Below are 17733 nucleotides of genomic sequence, written 5' to 3'. Positions count from 1 at the left end.
GAATAGTCCATTTATGTAAATTTAAGTGGATAAATATCCGATTAAAATGAATGTATGCATACTTATATTTTCTTCTCAATAACAGCCTGTACAACATTCAGGACATAATCTCCCAGCTTTTCAGCTTCGCTGACGATATCCATATAATATACCCCGTCCTGATACTGGTATTCCTTATTATTGATATCTTCTACATTATGTTGTTTCAACAGGTTGCGATAATTGTTTATTTCGTTTTCGATATTGTAAGACGGGTTGATGTCGTCGTGCGACAATTCCGGCTTTTTCAGTATCGAGTTCATCTGATACAACGATTTCGTCACCAGTTCGAAAATCTTGTCTATGTTGTGGTTCTGTTTGTCGGTAAAGACAGACTTCCCTTCATTCCTGTGTTTGATGGTACGAGCCAGATTGTTACAGGAGTCGGCAATACTTTCTATTTCCGATACGGCACGTAGCATGATACGGATTTCTTCTTTACTTTCCGAACTCAGGCGGCCTTCTGCAACGAGGGTAAGATAGTTGGCTATCTCTATCTCCATATGGTCGCTGATGTTCTCGTATTTTTCAATCCGGTTATACGTTTTCATGAAGGTGTCCTCGTCCTTCTCGTAAAACACATCTTTTACCATGCTGAACATGCGTGTTGTCCGTTCGGCAAAAAGGGATATCTCCTTATTCGCTTGCAGAATAGACAGTTCAGCGGTAGAAAGCAAACCTCCTGTGATGTAACGCAGGCGGTACTCTTCGTCTTCCGGCTTTGATTTGATCACTAAACAAACCAATCGTTCAATCGGTTTAATGAACCATATTAATATCAGTACGTTGCAAATGTTAAATGCGGTATGGAATGCCGACAACATATAGGTGATTGCAATGTCTTTGGGCGTATTGGGGGCAAGGTAATTGACAAGATTCGTTACGGCGTCGATAAACGGGTGGAAGATGCAGAGCACCCAGATAATCCCGAAAAAGTTGAATATGAAATGGGCAAATGCCGCCCTTCGTGCTTGTGCATTACCGGTGAGAGCCGCGATATTGGAGGTTACCGTCGTTCCGATGTTCTCTCCCATCACCAGCGCAATACCCAGATACAGGTCTAATACGCCGCTTGAACATAATATTAATGTAATAGCCATAACGGCCGCTGATGACTGTACCGCCATTTTATAATGCCCCGATCAGCAGGAACAACAGTACGGAAAACATTCCCATTCCTTGCAGGATGCGATAAAAGACAGGAGTACCTGGTTGTGTTCCAGGTCCATGTGCATCGCATTCTCCCGCAAAGTCGTTAGTCCTAAAAACATAAAAGCGAACCGAAAACGAATTCACCGAATGACTTGCGTCCGCTTTTTTTAGAGAATATTAAGGGAGGGATAATGCAAACAGGGGATAAATGACATTGGACATATTAAACTGGAAACCGAAGACAGACATAATCCACGCAGTGACTGTCGTCCCTATGTTGGCTCCCATAATAACGGATATAGCTTGTGTCAAGGTAAGAAGACCGGCGTTTACGAAACTAACGGTCATAACGGTGGTAGCGGTGGACTGGACAGCGGCTGTAACGAATGCTCCCGTGAGCAATCCGGTAAACCGGTTTGTAGTCATGGCGCCAGGATATTACGTAGACGGTCTCCTGTTAACTTCTGGAGACTTCACTCATAACTTTCATTCCATACATCAAAAGAGCCAGCGAACCGAGCAGTTTAAGTACGGTAAAAATTGTATTATCCATCAAAAAAATAGTTATACCTGGAAGTATATCCGATTAATATTCCTAACTTTAGGCAGCAAAACTACAAATAATAACTGATATAATATGTCTGAAACAATCACAATTTATTGCAAAAATAACAATACTTATAAAGAGTAACCAATCGGCTCCTCTTTATTGGATATTTATACGATGATGGGGCGCCCTGCGTTACCGCCCGATGAATGCAAAAGTGAATAACAAGGTGGAAGGCCTGAATTTCCATTGCTGGCATCCGAAGATGTTGAGTTTGTGGATTATACTCAGCTTTCGGGTTGCGTACGTATGTCCGTTCCCTTTGTCATATTTTCTCAAGGCGGTCAATGATGTGTTGCCTTCCGCAACATTAAATTTGGAACATCCGATATCGAAAGGTTACTACTGTGTAATCCATAACGGCAAAAGATCGATCTTGAAACAATCGACAAGATCAAGAAGCGTATGCGTGAAATTATGATGCCGATATGCCTTTCCTGCATAAAACAGTCGGACGGTGGATGCGGCTGTCCTTTTCCGTGAACGGGGAATGAATGACAAGGCGCGTCTGATCGAGACTGCCGGGATGCCTTACACTTCGTATTATGAACTGGATGGCTATATCAATTTCTTTTATGGCTGTCTGACGCCTTCCACCGGTTATATCCAGTTGTTCGATATCGTTCCGTATTTCGACGGGGTGTTGCTTCAGATACCGAAGAGAAGTAATCCGCTGGAACTGGAGCCGGCTATCACGCAGGATAAGATGTTCGAGGCTTATAAAGAGCATCTGACTTTGCAGCGCACATTGGATTTGAATAATGTGGGCGACCTGAACCGGGCTATCGAGAAGGGGCATACTTCCGAAATTATAATGGTTTCGGAAGCAATGCAGGAAAAACAGGTTGCTAAGATTGCGGAAGAGATTGCGAAGAGATATGAAGAAGGTGTCCGTATTGTTCTGATCTCGGGACCTTCGTCTTCCGGAAAGACAACTTTCTGCAAGCGTTTGGAAGTCCAGTTGATAACGAATCTAATCCATCCTGTGGCTATTTCGCTCGATGATTATTTCCTCAACCGGGAAGATACGCCGAAAGACGAGACGGGCGATTATGATTTCGAGTCGCTTTATGCCCTCGATCTGCCTTATTTTAACAGCGAGATGAAGGATTTGTTGGCGGGGAAAGAAATAGAAGTGCCTACTTTTGATTTTGGTTCGGGTAAACGTATCTATAAAGGTAAGAAACTGAAGATGCGTGAAAATTCAGTCCTGGTGATTGAAGGTATCCATGCGTTGAATCCGGAACTGACATCCATGATCGAGGATAAATATAAATACCGGGTGTATGTTTCCGTTCTGACATCCATCTCTTTGGATAACCATAACTGGATACCGACTACCGATAACCGTCTGTTGCGTCGTATCATCCGTGATTACCGTTTCCGCGGTTATTCGGCCAAAGACACGATTGCCCGCTGGCCGAGTGTGCGCCGGGGAGAGGACAAATGGATTTTCCCTTACCAGGAAAATGCGGACGCTATGTTCAACAGCGCCATGCTGTATGAGTTGGCGGCTTTACGCAAATTTGCCGAACCGATCCTGGCCGAAGTACGTGAGAGCGATGAAGAAAACGCAGAAGCCTACCGTCTGTTGCGTTTCCTCCGTTACTTTAATTATATTCCGGACGTCGGCCTGCCCGGCACTTCGCTTTTACGCGAGTTCCTGGGGGAGGAAGTTTCCGGTATTAAGAAAACAGATTGAATTATAATAGAAATGCGGGTGGTATGCAGAGAGTATCTGTATGCCGCCCTTTTTATTTTGTTTCGAGTTTTTCCCGTATCCGTTTTATCAGTTCCCGAAAATCTTCTTTATCGGGAATGAATTCGCTTAGCCTGGTTTGGTTTTGGCGGCAGAATACTGTAACTGAGAATATCAACATGGCACAGAACGCAATACTGGTACTGATGGCTGAGCCGACGACACCGTAAACAGGTATCAGTATGTGACCTGCTATGAATAAAGTTGTAAGGCCGACGCATGAACTGACTGCACTATAACGTATTTTCCCGCTTCCAATGAAATAATGGCTGAGTATGCTGTTGCACCCTAATGCAATAATTCCGATGGACAAGCCGAATATAATTTTTCGCATGCCGATAAATTCGGGACTGAACAGGTAATTGGTGTAAACCCATTCCGGTATAAACAGAATACAGATGGTTGTAGATGTAATTGCACAGAAGGTAAGTTTGAATAGTTTTAATGTAGTCCTTTTTTGTTCTCCTGCATTGGTCGTTTGTGCTACGCTGCTGTATTCGATGAAGCTGACACTCCGACTGATGTGCCAGACGCTTTCCGATATTTTTGTCCCGGCATCGAGTAATCCGACACTACCCAGTCCGGCAAACCGCTGGATCAGGAAATAGTTTAGCCGGGTGGTCAGTACTTCGGCTATATTGTCGGCACTACCCCAAAGTCCATAGGTAAACATTTCTTTTAGGATTGCGATAAACGGTTTGTTTGTAGGCTTATTTTCTCTTTTGGTCAGAAAGGGAAAAAGTAATATCAGACTGCCGATGAAAGCAATGCCGTAAGTGATGTATAATCCGTAAATATAGGATGAAACTTCTTGTTTTCCTGCTATATAATAAAAGTATAAAAGGATGAAGAACAATAATCCGCCTTGCAGCATATAAGTCAGATTAAATCCTGTAATCCTGTCTTTGCCCAGCAGAAAGCGGGCGTTGGTTGTAATAAAAGAGGAGATCAATGACAGCACATATATGTCTGTCAGGTACTCTTTGGGAAATAGTCCGAACAGCAACATGGCGGCGCACGCTAATCCGGATCCTATCAGAGGCCATGCATAAGCCGGGAACAAAATAGTATGTATGGAATAACGGTTCATAAAATATACGATCGTATTGCCTGAAAGTACCCATTGAATACAACGGCTATATTTATTGAAGCCAGGATGATACCCACCAGGCCAACCCCTTCCACACCCAATGCTTTGGCATTAATGAAAATGAGCATCAGATTAAGAAAGGCAATCAGATAGCGTGTTCCAATTGTCCCCAGTATTTTTTTCAACATACGATTATAATTTCAATCCATCCAGTAAACGGACATACGTATCGATCGCCTCCCTGATCTCCATCAGGCCGATATACTCGTCTGCCGCATGCGAACGGGCGGAGTTTCCCGGGCCTATCTTGACGGAAGGGAACGGCATGAGTGCCTGGTCGCTGAGCGTAGGCGAACCGAACGGTTCTTTTCCCAGCATGATGGCTCTTTGTACAAACGGGTGATCCGGTGCTGTCCGCGTCGAGTTCAAACGGAAACTGCGTGCTTTTACTTCACAATTCACTTGCTCTTTGATCAGCTCGAACAGTTTTTCATTGGGGTAAAATTCATTTGTACGTATATCGACCGTGAATTCGCAGCGGTCGGGAACAACGTTGTGTTGTGTGCCGGCATGGATAATTGTAACGCTCATTTTTACCGGTCCGAGGAAATCACTCTTCTCCGGAAACTGGTAGGTGTTGAACCATTCAATATCTTTTATAGCCAATGTGATAGCATTGATTCCTTCATTACGGGCAGCATGACCGGCTTTTCCGGTTGCTACGCAATCAAGAACCATCAATCCTTTTTCGGTAACGGCTGGCTGCATGCCGGTCGGTTCGCCGACGATGGCAAAAGCGATGGGCGGGAGGTCTGCCAGTGTACTTTCCAATCCGTTCTTTCCTGATACTTCTTCCTCGCAGGATGCCAGGAAAATCAGATTATAAGCCTGTTCTTTACCGGTCAGTAGTGTGAAAGCCGAATACAGGGAAACAACGCTTGCTCCGGCGTCATTGCTGCCCAGGCCGTATAACTTTTCATCTTCGCTCTCTTCGGGATTGAAAGGGTCTTTCGTCCAGCCGGAGGCCGGTTTTACGGTGTCGATATGTGAGTTCAGCAACAGTGTTGGTTTATTCAGGTCGAAACCGGGAGAAACGATCCATAGATTATTCCCTTTACGGTGTACCGTATGTCCTGCAGCTTGCCATGTCTGTTGTAAAAAGTCGGCTACAGCCGCTTCATCCCGGCTGAAAGAGGGACGGCTGATCATCCCTTTCAAAGTATCTATTGCTTCGTAGTAAAGTTCCATCTATTCAGATTATTGAATTTTGTTACCGGTTGTATCTCAATTCCCCTCTTGAGAGGGGGCAGGGGGTGTGTTACATTCCGTCAATAGCCTGTCCACCGTCTCCCTGTCATGTCCGAGTTGTTCTATCAGTTCTTCCAGGGAATTAAATTTGACATCCCCCCGTACATAATATATAAACGCAACAGTTATTTCATTATTATAGATATCTCCGGAGAAGTCCAGTATATTCACTTCCAGTGTAATATTGTCGCCATTCTGAAGTGTAGGACGGTCGCCGATGTAGAGCATTCCTTTATATTTCTCTTCTTTCAGATAGACCCAGACTGCATAAACCCCGATCCCCGGTACAATTTTAAAAGGTTCGTCCACCTGTATATTGGCTGTTGGAAATCCCAGTTTGCGGCCGACTTTATAACCGTTTACAATCGTTCCCCGTAGCTGATAAGGGTAGGTGAGTAACCGGGCGGCATCTTCCACATCACCGTCTGTCAATAATTTCCTGATCTCGGAAGAACTTACTGCCGTACGTCCTTCGTCGTAAGGCGATGCTTTGATAACTTCCATCCCGCAGGCTCCGCCATAAACAACATATTGCTCAAAACCGTCTTTCCGGTCATGGCCGAAACGATGGTCGTAACCGATCAGTAAAGCGGCTACATGTAATTTTTCCGCCAGTATGGAACTGATAAATTCCTGTGCTGTCAGGCGGGATAGCTCCACCGTGAAGTCGAGAACGATGCAGTAATCTATGCCGGTAGTAGCCAGTTGTTCCAGTTTTTCCTCAAATGAATTAAGTAATTTGGGCTGATAATCCGAATGCAATACGGCACGCGGATGCTCCGGAAAGGTAATAACGGCCGAAGGCAGGCCTTTCGTCTTCGCGACTTCCTTCAGTTCATTGATCAGGAACCGATGTCCCAGATGAACTCCGTCGAAGAAACCGATGGTAGCAACCAGTCTTTTCCCTTTTAATAAATCCGTATCTCTGATAATGATCATTTTCTTTCTATTCATTCAATGAAAAGGCAAAAGTACATAAAACCAATGGAAATTAGTCGTACATTTGACCTGATTTATTAACAGACATCTCTGAGTATTAGTTATGAAAAAAGTCTTTTATCTTCTGATTTGCCAGCTTTTATCCGTCTCCTATCTCTTTGCCGATGGTGTGCAGACTGAGAACAGAACGGTGATTTTCACACCTTCCGGTGGTGAAAAGGTTCATTTGTTAACTCCCGGAAGCAGTGTTTCCGAAACAGTTTCGTTTAAACAGGAAGCCTATCCTGTACGTAGACTCCTTCGTGTTGTCGGCGGAGTAAAAATGCCGGCTCCTTTTGAAAAAAGGGGAGAGGAAATGTTCAGGCGGTCGGAATTTTATATCGACGACAATCTGGATTCCGTCCATGTGAAGAAAGATAAGTATTCCTTGTATTTTAAAGGAGAAGATAATAACTTCGAGCGGCATGCCTATTACCGTATTTCGGGTGACTTGCTGAAACCCGGTGAACTGACGGTGACCTTGCCGGTTGTGAAACGTCAGGACATGTCCGTTTCTGCGGGTGGTGACTTTGGCGTACAGATAGAATTGTTTTATAAAAAGCCCGGACGCTATAAAGACGATATTTACGACTGCCCGGATTCGTTGCTTTATTTCCCGGTACCCGCAGGCTCCGGCAAATATCAACAAGTAACGCAAACATTCGTGCTTCCTGATAACGTCGCATGTGCCTTTTTACGTATCGGGGGAACTCATTTCAGTGGCGAGTGCTGGGTGGAGGCACCCAGATTGGTGCAGAACAAGAAACAGGTCTGCTCCATACCTTTTGCTAAGTTTGCCGATAAGACAGACGATTATAACTACTGGACCGGTTGTAACCTTTCTACCCGCAGCTGGCCGCGTTGGAAACTGGATTTCAACGGTACGACTGTTTACGAAGGAAATATTTTCGACAGAGCTTCTGATATAGCGGACTTTTATATCCTTCTGCCTGCATCCGTGCAGGGTAACGGCGATTTGAAACTGACTTTGCTCAAAGAGGATAACCGTGCAGCGTATTCTTATGAACTCCGTTCGCTGGAGATTATCGAAGAGAGTGCCCGTGATTTTGAAATTGTTTCCGTGCCTGAATATGTTTCTGCCGGAGCGGCTTTCGGTGTACTGGTAGAAACGAATAAGCCGGATGTCCGTTTGAAGGTACAGGCTCCGTCTTCTGTTATCCCGGCGTCTCAGGAAGTGGTATTAAAAGAAACAGGTTTGCACGTGATTGAGTTTCGTGCCGGCAATTATGCTTCCGCCGTTCCGATGATTTTTGATGACGGAAGCCGTAAAGCGGAAGTAACAATTCGTCAGATAATAGAAAAGGAACCGGATGAGGTTTACATTTCTTCCGGGGATGAGATTTATATAGATAAGGAATATGCGCCTTATGATTATTTCTTTAAATGGTATATCTCCCAGCGGGTCGGAAACTGGTATCAGTTCCGTCCTTCCTATCAGTGGAGCGGTTTCCGCGTTGCCCGTCCCGAAGTTATCCGTCATTATACCGGTTTGCTGAATAAGCTCCGGGTTCCTTATGCCTGGCAGGTAGAAGGCCGTACATTGGCCGGTAAACGTATCAATCCGGATTTGGAAACATTGGCTTCCCCGATGTTCCGCGGAAAGCAGGCGCACGAAAATGACGGCGGTTATTATTACTGGCAACATTTCCTGTATCAAGGAGTCTTCTCGGATATGGCTGCCCGCAACCGTCCTTACGGCGGTATTTTTGCTAAACATCGCCCGATTTATACTGACCACGGAACCTTTATCCATTATGACCCGTATGGTGTCAAGGATATGGCCGACGGTGCCCGCAAGCTGGTTGAGAATTTCCGTTATTCAAAAGGAGAGAGCAGCCGCCATACAGGTCCTTCCACGTTGTTCCGTTATTTGTATCAGGCTGGCTATAACTGGTTGGGAGCCGAGCAGATGTACGGCCCTGAAGAAATTATCCTGTCTTCATTGCGCGGTGCTTCACGTGCTTATAGCAAGCGGGATTACGGAACGTTGCATGCTATGCAATGGGGTTCAGGACCTTTTACCGACCCGAAACATTCTTTACGTTTGTATATGTCGCTTGCCGTAGCCTATATGCATGGTTCTTCCCATATGAATACGGAAGAAGCCTTGTGGTTGGACGAATATGCCAACGACCGTTATTCCCAATCAGGCAAAGAGCATTTATATGCACAGCATCGTGTGCTGGATTTCATAGAAACACATACCCGTCGCGGCGAATTGAAAAGTAACGTCGCTGTTATCCAGGGAAGGAATGATGCCTGGAAATCGTTCGGTCGCGGCAGCTTATGGTCACAGAAGGGCGACAAATGGCAATTTAATAAGGCTACGGAAAGTTTTGACCTCCTGAAAGTCTTCTATCCCAATAATATCGTGGATGGTTGCGGTCCTAACGGTTGGTTCACCTCTACGCCTTACGGGACTATCGACATTCTGCCTATCGAGGCTCCGCAAGATGTGATGAATAAATATAAGGCAATGGTATTCCTTGGCTGGAACAGTTTCGATGAAAGCGATTTCCTCCGCATCCGCAACTATGTATTTGACGGCGGAACGCTTGTCCTGACGGCCGCCCATTTGAATGCCGAACTTCAACCCGACCAACCGGCAAAGTTCCCGACTAACGATGCGGTTATCCGTGAAATGTTGGGCGATAATTACAAGTCTTTGAATGGAAAGACCGTTATCCCGTTCGGATCAGGAAAGATCATCTACTTTCCGCAAGCTGCTTATCCGGCAGAATCGTCTTTGAGAAGCCAGTATGAAGAAACAATGCGTGAGTTAGCTACGGAAACCGTGAACAAGGAACTTCCCTCCGGTTGGATCGAATCTGCTCCGTCTGTAGGTTTCACTGTTTGGGATAACAAAGACCACCGCACGATTTATTTGCTGAACACCGACTGGCAAAGTGCTGAACAGCAACATACGGCAACCTTCGTCTATAACGGAAAGAAATTCCCTGTTGATGTCAGACGTTATCATATCGAAACTGTTCATTGCGTTAACGGTTTAGCGATTAATCCCGGTAGTAATACGACGGATATTTTAAGCATAAATAAAGAAGGTAACAGTTGGAAAGTAACCGTACAGAATACGGAGAAAGATACAATCCGTTGTTTTAATGCAGAAACAGGAACGACAACCACTGTTGTGCTGGATAGCCCTTCTGTTCATGTGATTACGGTTGGGTATTGAAAAATAAGGTATCTCTGTCAAGTTGATTTAAAATAGAATATCCTCCGATGAAACCGGAAAGAAACCGATTCATCGGAGGATATTTATACCTGAGCATTTGTAGAACAAGTTCACTCAAGCCTCTGTTAAATAAACGCAGACTTAGTTATTCTTCTTATCTTTCTCTATTTTCCTCAAAAGATATTCCACATTAATAAAATGCCGGGTGTATTCCGCATGCATCCTTCTTACAACCGAACTGGCTGCTGCCATCTGAGCAAGGAACTGTAAATGTTTTCCCAAAGAAACATTCACTTCCATCCGTTCTTTCTTTTGTATGGTATCCTGTACGGAATAGGCACCACAAGCCATTTGTATTTCCGGCATTCCCTCATCCCAGGCATGCTGTGTATACTTGCAAAGTATTCCGAGATTTTTCTTTAAATCTTTACGAAGGATACTTAGCACTTCAAAATCATTGCGATTGGCAGAACAGGCATTCGGATTAACCAGACGGGCAAATTTAAGGTAAAATTCTTTCAATTCTTCTTCGGAAAAAGGAGATGGGTTGCCACTTGTTTTTTGCATCTCTTCACTTTGTTGGACAGTTAACAATTCTGTTTCCATACATATTAATATTAGATGTGAAGGCGAAGATTTTCTAAATATAAGAGCGGTTCCGCCTGTCCCGTTGCATTTCCTACCTCAGGCAGAGTAGATGCATTAACATTCTACACGGGGGTACGGAACCGCCATATAGAATGCTCGTGAGCGGACATAAAAATGCCCGCCACGGAAATTGGCAGGTTTCCCCGCCTGAGATATAGGAAATGCATCACAAATGTACGATAATAATTAAAGGATGCAATAAAATACACTTCAAAATTTGTAGATGAATTGATACTGGTAGTAGAGATACTTATAGCAGTTAGAGCTTTTAGGATAAGTCTCGATGCAAATAATTTCAATTCTGATAAAATATGAACAACTTTCTCTGATAGTCCTAAATTGACAAAATGCTATATAAGGTACCTTCTGAATAAGCTGTATGGGGTGGTATTTTGTACAGTTAGCTTTTATGCGACTGTGGGGAAGGATGGAATGTGCAAAAAGTCGGAATAATGGTGTGATATGCGTTATAATAATATCGTATTACATATGGCGGATGCTATCTGCTGTATTGATGGTGATTTTGCAAAATAAAAGATATTGGAAAAGTATCTGTGATATTCCTTGTTTCAGAAATAAAACATGCTCTTTAGCATGAAAATATCCCCTCGAAAATTCGAAAAATGAGTTTTTTTCTTGTTTTATTAACGTTTTTTAGCTTATGTCGAGTAAATTTTCAACCATAATAAAAATATACTTCATTTAAAACGAATATAAATTCCGTTTTAAATGAAGTATATTTTGCTTGAAGAACAGATAAAGCCGGATGCTTTGTTAATAAATGTATATAAAATTATCCTAGATAGGCAATATGGATGAATATACTGGTTGTTTAAATAAGTATTTTGCTATCATAAAGACATCTAATCGTTTGATTTGATAGAATAATGATATATTGATAATCAATTGAAAGTCGACATAACTGTTATTTGTGAGTCAACTGTCAACTTCAGAAATGTTTCATTTCTGATAAAAATAACCCTGATAAACCCTTTTAACGGGTATATTCAAAGAGGATGAACTCTTTGGGACAGTTTACTTTTTATCCGGGAATAACTTTTGTATTTCATACTCTGCGTTGTGTCCGGGGAAATTATCGTCGACCACATTCCCATCCCGATCCAGCATGACATAACGAGGTATGCCATTGAATTTGAATAGTTGACGCAGATAGTTGTATTCATCTTCCGGCAAACGGAACAGGTTGTCACCCATATCATTTTCCGAAATAAATTTATTGTAAGACTCTTCCGGAGAACCGCCTGTATCTGTAATATAGACAAAGGCGAGGTCCGGACTGTCTTTATATTTGTCTCTTAGCGGCTGCATATGTTTAATGCCGTAAATACAAGGTCCGCAGGTAGTAGCCCAAAAGTCGACTAAAACGAATTTTCCTTTGTGCGGGTCTGTCATTTTACAGAAAATATCCGTGGCCTTCCCTTCCGGAAGTTTATAGGCTTGTTTTTCTCCTTCCGGAAATTTCTTGGCATACATACGCATCGTTTCTTCTTTCAGGAAAGGCTCTGAGATACTGTTGTTTATTTCTTCAGCCAGCAAATGTCCTTCTTTGGGTGTAAGCATCTCTAGTGCATAATTCAGCGAACGGGTTTTTGCAATCTCAAACAGCAGACCGGGCGTGACTTGCAATTCATTCCGTAAGACAGAATCTTTGCGTAACCATCCCTTGCTAAACATTTCAAGCTTATTCTCGGGGGTGAATGTCATATCTGCGTTGTTGAAAGGTCCCATATATTCATAACGGTTGATGAAAGAACTGAACATATTCGAGACAAGTAAACTTTTGTCGTTACTATTTATCTTCGGAAGGAAGTTATAATAATCATCCGGAATCGGTTGTTTCAGGATTTCATTGGTAGAGTCCTGAGAGGCGTAATACCTTCGTGTCATAACATAATCAAACAAAGCTCCGTAAAATGATAGAAGTATTTTATTTTTCAGTAATTGCTGGCCTTTGATTGAAACAGTATTTTGTTTCAGCTTTTCTGCCAGTGAGTTATCAGCCTCTTTCAAAGCGTTCAATTGCTGTTGTTTAAATTCCGCCGGGGCAAGAGTTTTTAGTTGCTTTTCGAAATTCCGATAATTGAAAGTATTCACTTTAAACTTGTTAAGTTCTTTGTTTATTCCGGCTGAGGCTCCTTTGAAATCTATGTTTTTAAACTCATACCGGCGATCGCGATATCGGTCTGCCATCAGGAAGTCTTCCCAGTCGAGAGAAATAAATAAGGTTTCTCCCGGTTCGATATAAAATGGAATGGAAGTCCTTTTGAAAGAGATATAACCTTCCCAGGGATGATTTAAAAGAAAGTCAGCCTCGAAACGTCCGTCAGGATGGATTTGTATGACAGTCGGATAGTCTTCGCGGGTTAGTTCGTTACCAGTATAAATCATGCCGGTACTGAAGCCGGCTCTGGGATCGTATCCTTTTAGAAAACCGCGTAAATGGGCTGTGTCTTTCCGGAAGAAGTCGGTTCCGTAACCGGTCGACGGATCAGCTTCTGCTGCCAGCTGCTTTTCCATATCTTCCCATGTCCCGTATATGCTTTCTTCCACCGGTTTCTTCTTCTGATCTTTTGTTTTTTTCAGTGAGATTCCGAAGATTGAACCTTCTCCCGTATCTGATTCGATATAATCGAATTTCTTCATTTTTTTATCGAAAGGAGGAAAGATCAGGACAAATGTGGAGTCGCCGGAATCAGGCATAAATGTTTTTTTACCGAACTCGGTTCCTTCGATTCCGGTCGGAAAATATTTCTTTCCGGTATCCGCATCTTTGATGTAAGTAGTACTGTCGAAAGAAATCCACCAGTGGGGAATAAATTCGCAATGTACTTGTACCCGTGTGTTTTCTTTGTTTCGCTCTATCTGAGTGATTGTATTGATACCTGTGCTTTTAAATTCATAAGCAGGGTTTTCAATGACGCGTTGGGCGAATGCTGTATGGCTGAGACCCAGAAGTAAGAATAGGATGACTGTTTGTTTTTTCATATCGGAATGTTTTAAATGTTATCCTTTCGTTAATTTATAAGGCTAAAGATAGGTTTTAGTAGTTATAAACAGCTTGTTTGGGTATGGTATTATTCTGTTTTTATCCTATTTTATTGTTTACTATGGGGGCTTTAACAGATATTTTATCTTTTAGTTGCTTGCTGCCTTTGAATTTTAATTCCTGTAGTTGAATATTTTGATGGATGGTTGCTATTGCCCCGATTAGTGTACAGATTGGAGGATTCAATAATTTTTTCGGCAGATGTATATAGGTGTTTTATAAAGGGTATAGCGTTAAAATAGAGTTGGGACAGGGCGTTTTCCGAGATTTTTAATAAGTTTGCAAAATGGAAGTAAAAGATCAGACGACAAATTGTTATCAGCGCATATATATGGAATATGCGCCTATGTTGCTTCGTTTTGCGGGCAAGTTTGTCTCCGGATTCTTTGCAGAGGATATTGTGCATGATGTTTTCCTGAAATTATGGGATAAGCAGGTTTTCCTTCTTCCTGATGACGATTTGAAAAGGATTCTTTTTGTAGCTGTGCGTAATGCCTGCATCGACCATCTGCGTCGTTCTAACATGGAGCAGGAGATACTTGACCACCGTGCTGTACAGCTAAAATTGGAAGAACTGGATTATTTCGAATCGTCCGACGAACTTTTCATGCGGAAAGATTTGTTAGAGCTTCTAATGAAGAAAGTGGCGGAATTACCAGAACGAAGCCAGGAAATATTCCGTCTCTCTTATCTGAAAGGAATGAAAGCTGCTGAGATCGCTGAACAACTGGGTTTATCTGTCCGTACGGTAGAGAACCAATTGTATCGTTCCTTGCTTTACCTCCGTAAGCACTGTTCTCATTTATTCTTTTATCTTTTTACCTTGATTTAAAAGGGGGCATTTTTTTATTTTAAAAAAAGTTTGTTTTCGTGTGAGTACTTTTCATGTCCCATTCGTTATAAGTTCATAAAGGACTAAGTCACTTTATATCTAACAGAGAAATTATATGGAAGACGGACGATCTGAATTGGTCATAAAATATCTGCAAGGGCAACTGGATACACAGGATATAAATGATTTTACACCTGGGTGAATGAGAATGTCGAAAATAAAAAGGTATTCTTTGAAATCAAAGCGGTCTATGATGCCTGCTATACCAATAGAATGCAGAATGATATGGAAGGAAGTTGGGATCGCCTTCTGAAGAAGAGAAAGGTGTTTTATCCACGTAAGAAAAGTAGATGGCTGCAATTGGGTAATTATGCAGCAGTCTCTTTTATAACAGTATGTCTTACCTCTTTATTTCTGACTTTCAATAAGGATGAAGACAAAATAGCGACCCGATATATCGGTGGGGACGGTTTGGATGCTGATGTCGTCGAATTACCGGATGGAACACAGGTTTGTCTGGGATCGAAGACTGTCTTTCATTATGAAAATGATTATGGTCGAAAAGAGAGAACCGTCTACCTGGAAGGTGAAGCCTATTTTGAAGTAGCAAAAGATAAAGACAAGCCCTTTATCGTAAAGACAAAGGAACAGAATATCGAAGCCCTGGGAACAAAATTCAATGTTACAGCTTACGCTTACGCTTCCGACTCACTGCTCACTACAACCCTGCTGGAAGGAGCCGTTCGTCTGAAGACAGAGAATATTCTGCATCAAACCATACTGAAACCCAATCAGCAGTTTATTTACAACCGGAATACACATGCTGGTGATGTCAGGAATGTGGATGCCAAACAGTTCACATCCTGGACTACCGGTTATTATTATTTTCCGGAACAAAGCCTGGAAGCCATACTTTACCGGCTGAGTCATGTCTATGGAGTGCAATTTACCGTCACGTCCGAAACTCTGAACAAACGAACTTTCACCGGAACTTTTTACCGGGACAAAGTATAAAAGATATCATGGAAATCGTCAACCTTTCTATTCCAATCAAATATAGGATTGACGACCGTCATATAACCGTTTCTGAAATATAAATAATAGCTAATCTTAAAAATGTATTAATATGAGCGAGTAAAGTGGTAAAAAGAAAAGAAGAGAAAATCTTGCCGGATTCTCTCTTCTAAAACGTGTGATTCAATTAAACTCCCATTGCCGTGGGATTATGTTTAATCTTAAAACATTCAAAAGTATGAATAATCAACGTATAGTTGTTTCTGTAAATCTGAAAAGAACTATAAAAATTATGAAATTAACCGTGTTAATGCTAACCGTTTGCTTGTCGCAAATGGTCGCCGCAACTTATGCGCAAACAACAAAACTAAATGTTTCTGCCAAAGAGGAGACATTAGAAAATGTGTTGAAACAAATAGAAAACAATCAGAGTTCTTGTTTTCTATAATCTGGAAGAGGTCAATAAAACGAAAAGATCTCGATCAGAAAAAAGAATGCCAATATCCAGGACGTTTTGGATGCCATTGCCACCAAAACAGGCTTGAGATATACGATCAAAGACCGTCACATTGTGCTGACTACAGAACATGTTTCAAATGCTGCTATTTCACAACAATCACAGAAAGTAACAGGTGTTGTCAGTGATCTTATGGGACCGGTTGCCGGAGCTAACGTGATTCAAAAGGAACAACCAATGGTAGCGACTACCGATCTAGACGGTAAATTCTCTATCGAGGTGCCTGCCAATGCAACATTGCAGATTTCTTTTATCGGCTATATTCCACAGGATATTGCCGTAAAAGGACAGAGTGTTATTAATGTAACATTGAAAGAAGATTCACAGGCGCTGGAAGAAGTTGTCGTTGTCGGTTACGGTACGATGAAAGAAAGACCTGACTGGCGCTGTTGCTTCTGTTAAAATGGACGATGCCCCGTCGGTACGGTTTCAACCATCAGTCATGCGCTAGCTGGTAAGGCTGCCGGTTTGCAGGTAAGTACGATCAGTGCACAGCCGGGAGGTCAGTCTACTTTCCGTATCCGCGGTGCTGCCTCTTCAGACAAGGCTGGGAATGATCCGCTGATCATTATCGATGGTTTTCCAGTGAGCGATCCGGGATCATTGGACAGCGGAAACCAATATAAGGATGGAAATAAGGATAATATCCTGTCTTCAATTAACCCGAACGATATAGAATCTATCGAAGTACTGAAGGATGCAAGTTCTACTGCTATTTATGGTGCACGTGCCGGTAACGGTGTGATTATCGTAACGACGAAACGAGGTAAAAGTGGTGCGGCAAAAGTACAGTATTCCGGTTCTGCATCTGTTCAGGATATTTCAAAGTCTTATGAAATGTTGGATGCTTCAGGCTTTATGCAAGCGACAAACGATTACAGAAAAGAGCTTTGGCTGCGTACGAATGGCGTGGGCATTTATGGTGGTAAATCCGAATCAGAAGTGGCTTCACCTTTTGTTCCGGATTATACTGCTGAACAAATTGCCAATCCTGCATATAACACAAATTGGTTTGACGAAATCTCCCGATTGGGATTCCAAACTTCACATAATTTATCCATTACCGGCGGTAATGAGAATACGAAATATCTGGTTTCCGGTAACTATTTCAAACAAGACGGTGTAATTAAAATAATGCCATGGAGCGTTATTCTGCACGTGTAAATCTGGATCAGAAACTGAGTAAATATGTAAAGATGGGAGTAAACCTGAATGTATCCCGTAACCAATATGATAATATTCCTCTGGAAATGGGCAGAATGAAAATGCAGGTATCCTGGTTTCGGCCGCTCAGTTTAATCCAACATTGCCTGTACGCGATGAAAACGGTGAATACTCAATGAATCAGGACGCCTCTTTCCTTCCCAACCCAGTTTCTTTATTGGATATTACAGATAAGACAACTAAAGAAAGATTACTAGGTACGGTTTTCTTTGAAGTTCGTCCGATTCAGGATTTATTGTTGAAAGCTAATTTCGGTATCGACCGTAACTATCAGAAACGTAAAC

At 42.4% G+C, this 17733-nt stretch carries 6 protein-coding genes and 5 pseudogenes; 5 read left to right on the top strand and 6 right to left on the bottom strand.

What is annotated here, in order from left to right; translation table 11 throughout:
• Positions 1 to 62: 62 nt before the first annotated feature.
• A pseudogene (locus tag C825_RS00415) lies at positions 63 to 1744 on the bottom strand (Na/Pi cotransporter family protein).
• 141 nt (positions 1745 to 1885) lie between these two features.
• Between C825_RS00415 and C825_RS00410 the strand changes: the two are divergent.
• Positions 1886 to 3487, top strand: a pseudogene (locus tag C825_RS00410) (nucleoside kinase).
• A 65-nt stretch (positions 3488 to 3552) separates the two neighbouring features.
• On the opposite strand, the pseudogene C825_RS00405 reads toward C825_RS00410, so the two are convergent.
• From C825_RS00405 to ribF, 3 genes and pseudogenes are all read right to left on the bottom strand, one after another.
• Positions 3553 to 4835, bottom strand: a pseudogene (locus tag C825_RS00405) (lipopolysaccharide biosynthesis protein).
• Between the two features lie 4 nt (positions 4836 to 4839).
• The gene (locus C825_RS00395; protein ID WP_010800961.1) at positions 4840 to 5895 is read right to left on the bottom strand and encodes a M20 family metallo-hydrolase; all 1056 of its coding nucleotides are present in this window, start codon (positions 5893 to 5895) and stop codon (positions 4840 to 4842) included.
• Positions 5896 to 5931: 36 nt separating this feature from the next.
• Positions 5932 to 6894, bottom strand: a complete 963-nt coding sequence (gene ribF, locus C825_RS00390) for a riboflavin biosynthesis protein RibF (RefSeq protein WP_010800960.1) — start codon at positions 6892 to 6894, stop codon at positions 5932 to 5934.
• A gap of 103 nt (positions 6895 to 6997) precedes the next feature.
• Here ribF and C825_RS00385 point away from each other — a divergent pair, with 103 nt between their 5' ends.
• Complete coding sequence (locus C825_RS00385; protein WP_010800959.1) at positions 6998 to 10147, top strand: hypothetical protein; 3150 nt, start codon at positions 6998 to 7000, stop codon at positions 10145 to 10147.
• 141 nt (positions 10148 to 10288) lie between these two features.
• Here C825_RS00385 and C825_RS00380 read toward each other — a convergent pair whose 3' ends face one another.
• Together C825_RS00380 and C825_RS00375 are read right to left on the bottom strand one after the other, a co-directional pair.
• The gene (locus tag C825_RS00380) at positions 10289 to 10753 is read right to left on the bottom strand and encodes a hypothetical protein (RefSeq protein WP_010800958.1); all 465 of its coding nucleotides are present in this window, start codon (positions 10751 to 10753) and stop codon (positions 10289 to 10291) included.
• Between the two features lie 1077 nt (positions 10754 to 11830).
• Positions 11831 to 13801, bottom strand: a complete 1971-nt coding sequence (locus C825_RS00375) for a TlpA family protein disulfide reductase (protein WP_010800956.1) — start codon at positions 13799 to 13801, stop codon at positions 11831 to 11833.
• A gap of 347 nt (positions 13802 to 14148) precedes the next feature.
• Here C825_RS00375 and C825_RS00370 point away from each other — a divergent pair, with 347 nt between their 5' ends.
• The 3 genes and pseudogenes from C825_RS00370 to C825_RS27690 all read left to right on the top strand — a co-directional run.
• Entirely contained in the window at positions 14149 to 14694 is a 546-nt protein-coding gene (locus tag C825_RS00370) for an RNA polymerase sigma-70 factor (protein ID WP_009860118.1), read from the top strand.
• A 115-nt stretch (positions 14695 to 14809) separates the two neighbouring features.
• Positions 14810 to 15791, top strand: a pseudogene (locus C825_RS00365) (FecR family protein).
• Positions 15792 to 15946: 155 nt separating this feature from the next.
• Positions 15947 to 17733 (top strand): annotated as a pseudogene (locus C825_RS27690) (SusC/RagA family TonB-linked outer membrane protein); the annotation flags it as partial.

The sequence above is a fragment of the Parabacteroides sp. ASF519 genome (assembly GCF_000364265.2).
Taxonomy (GTDB): domain Bacteria; phylum Bacteroidota; class Bacteroidia; order Bacteroidales; family Tannerellaceae; genus Parabacteroides; species Parabacteroides goldsteinii.
The sequence above is the reverse complement of the archived record's forward strand: the minus strand, read 5'-3'. Positions and strand labels throughout refer to the sequence as shown.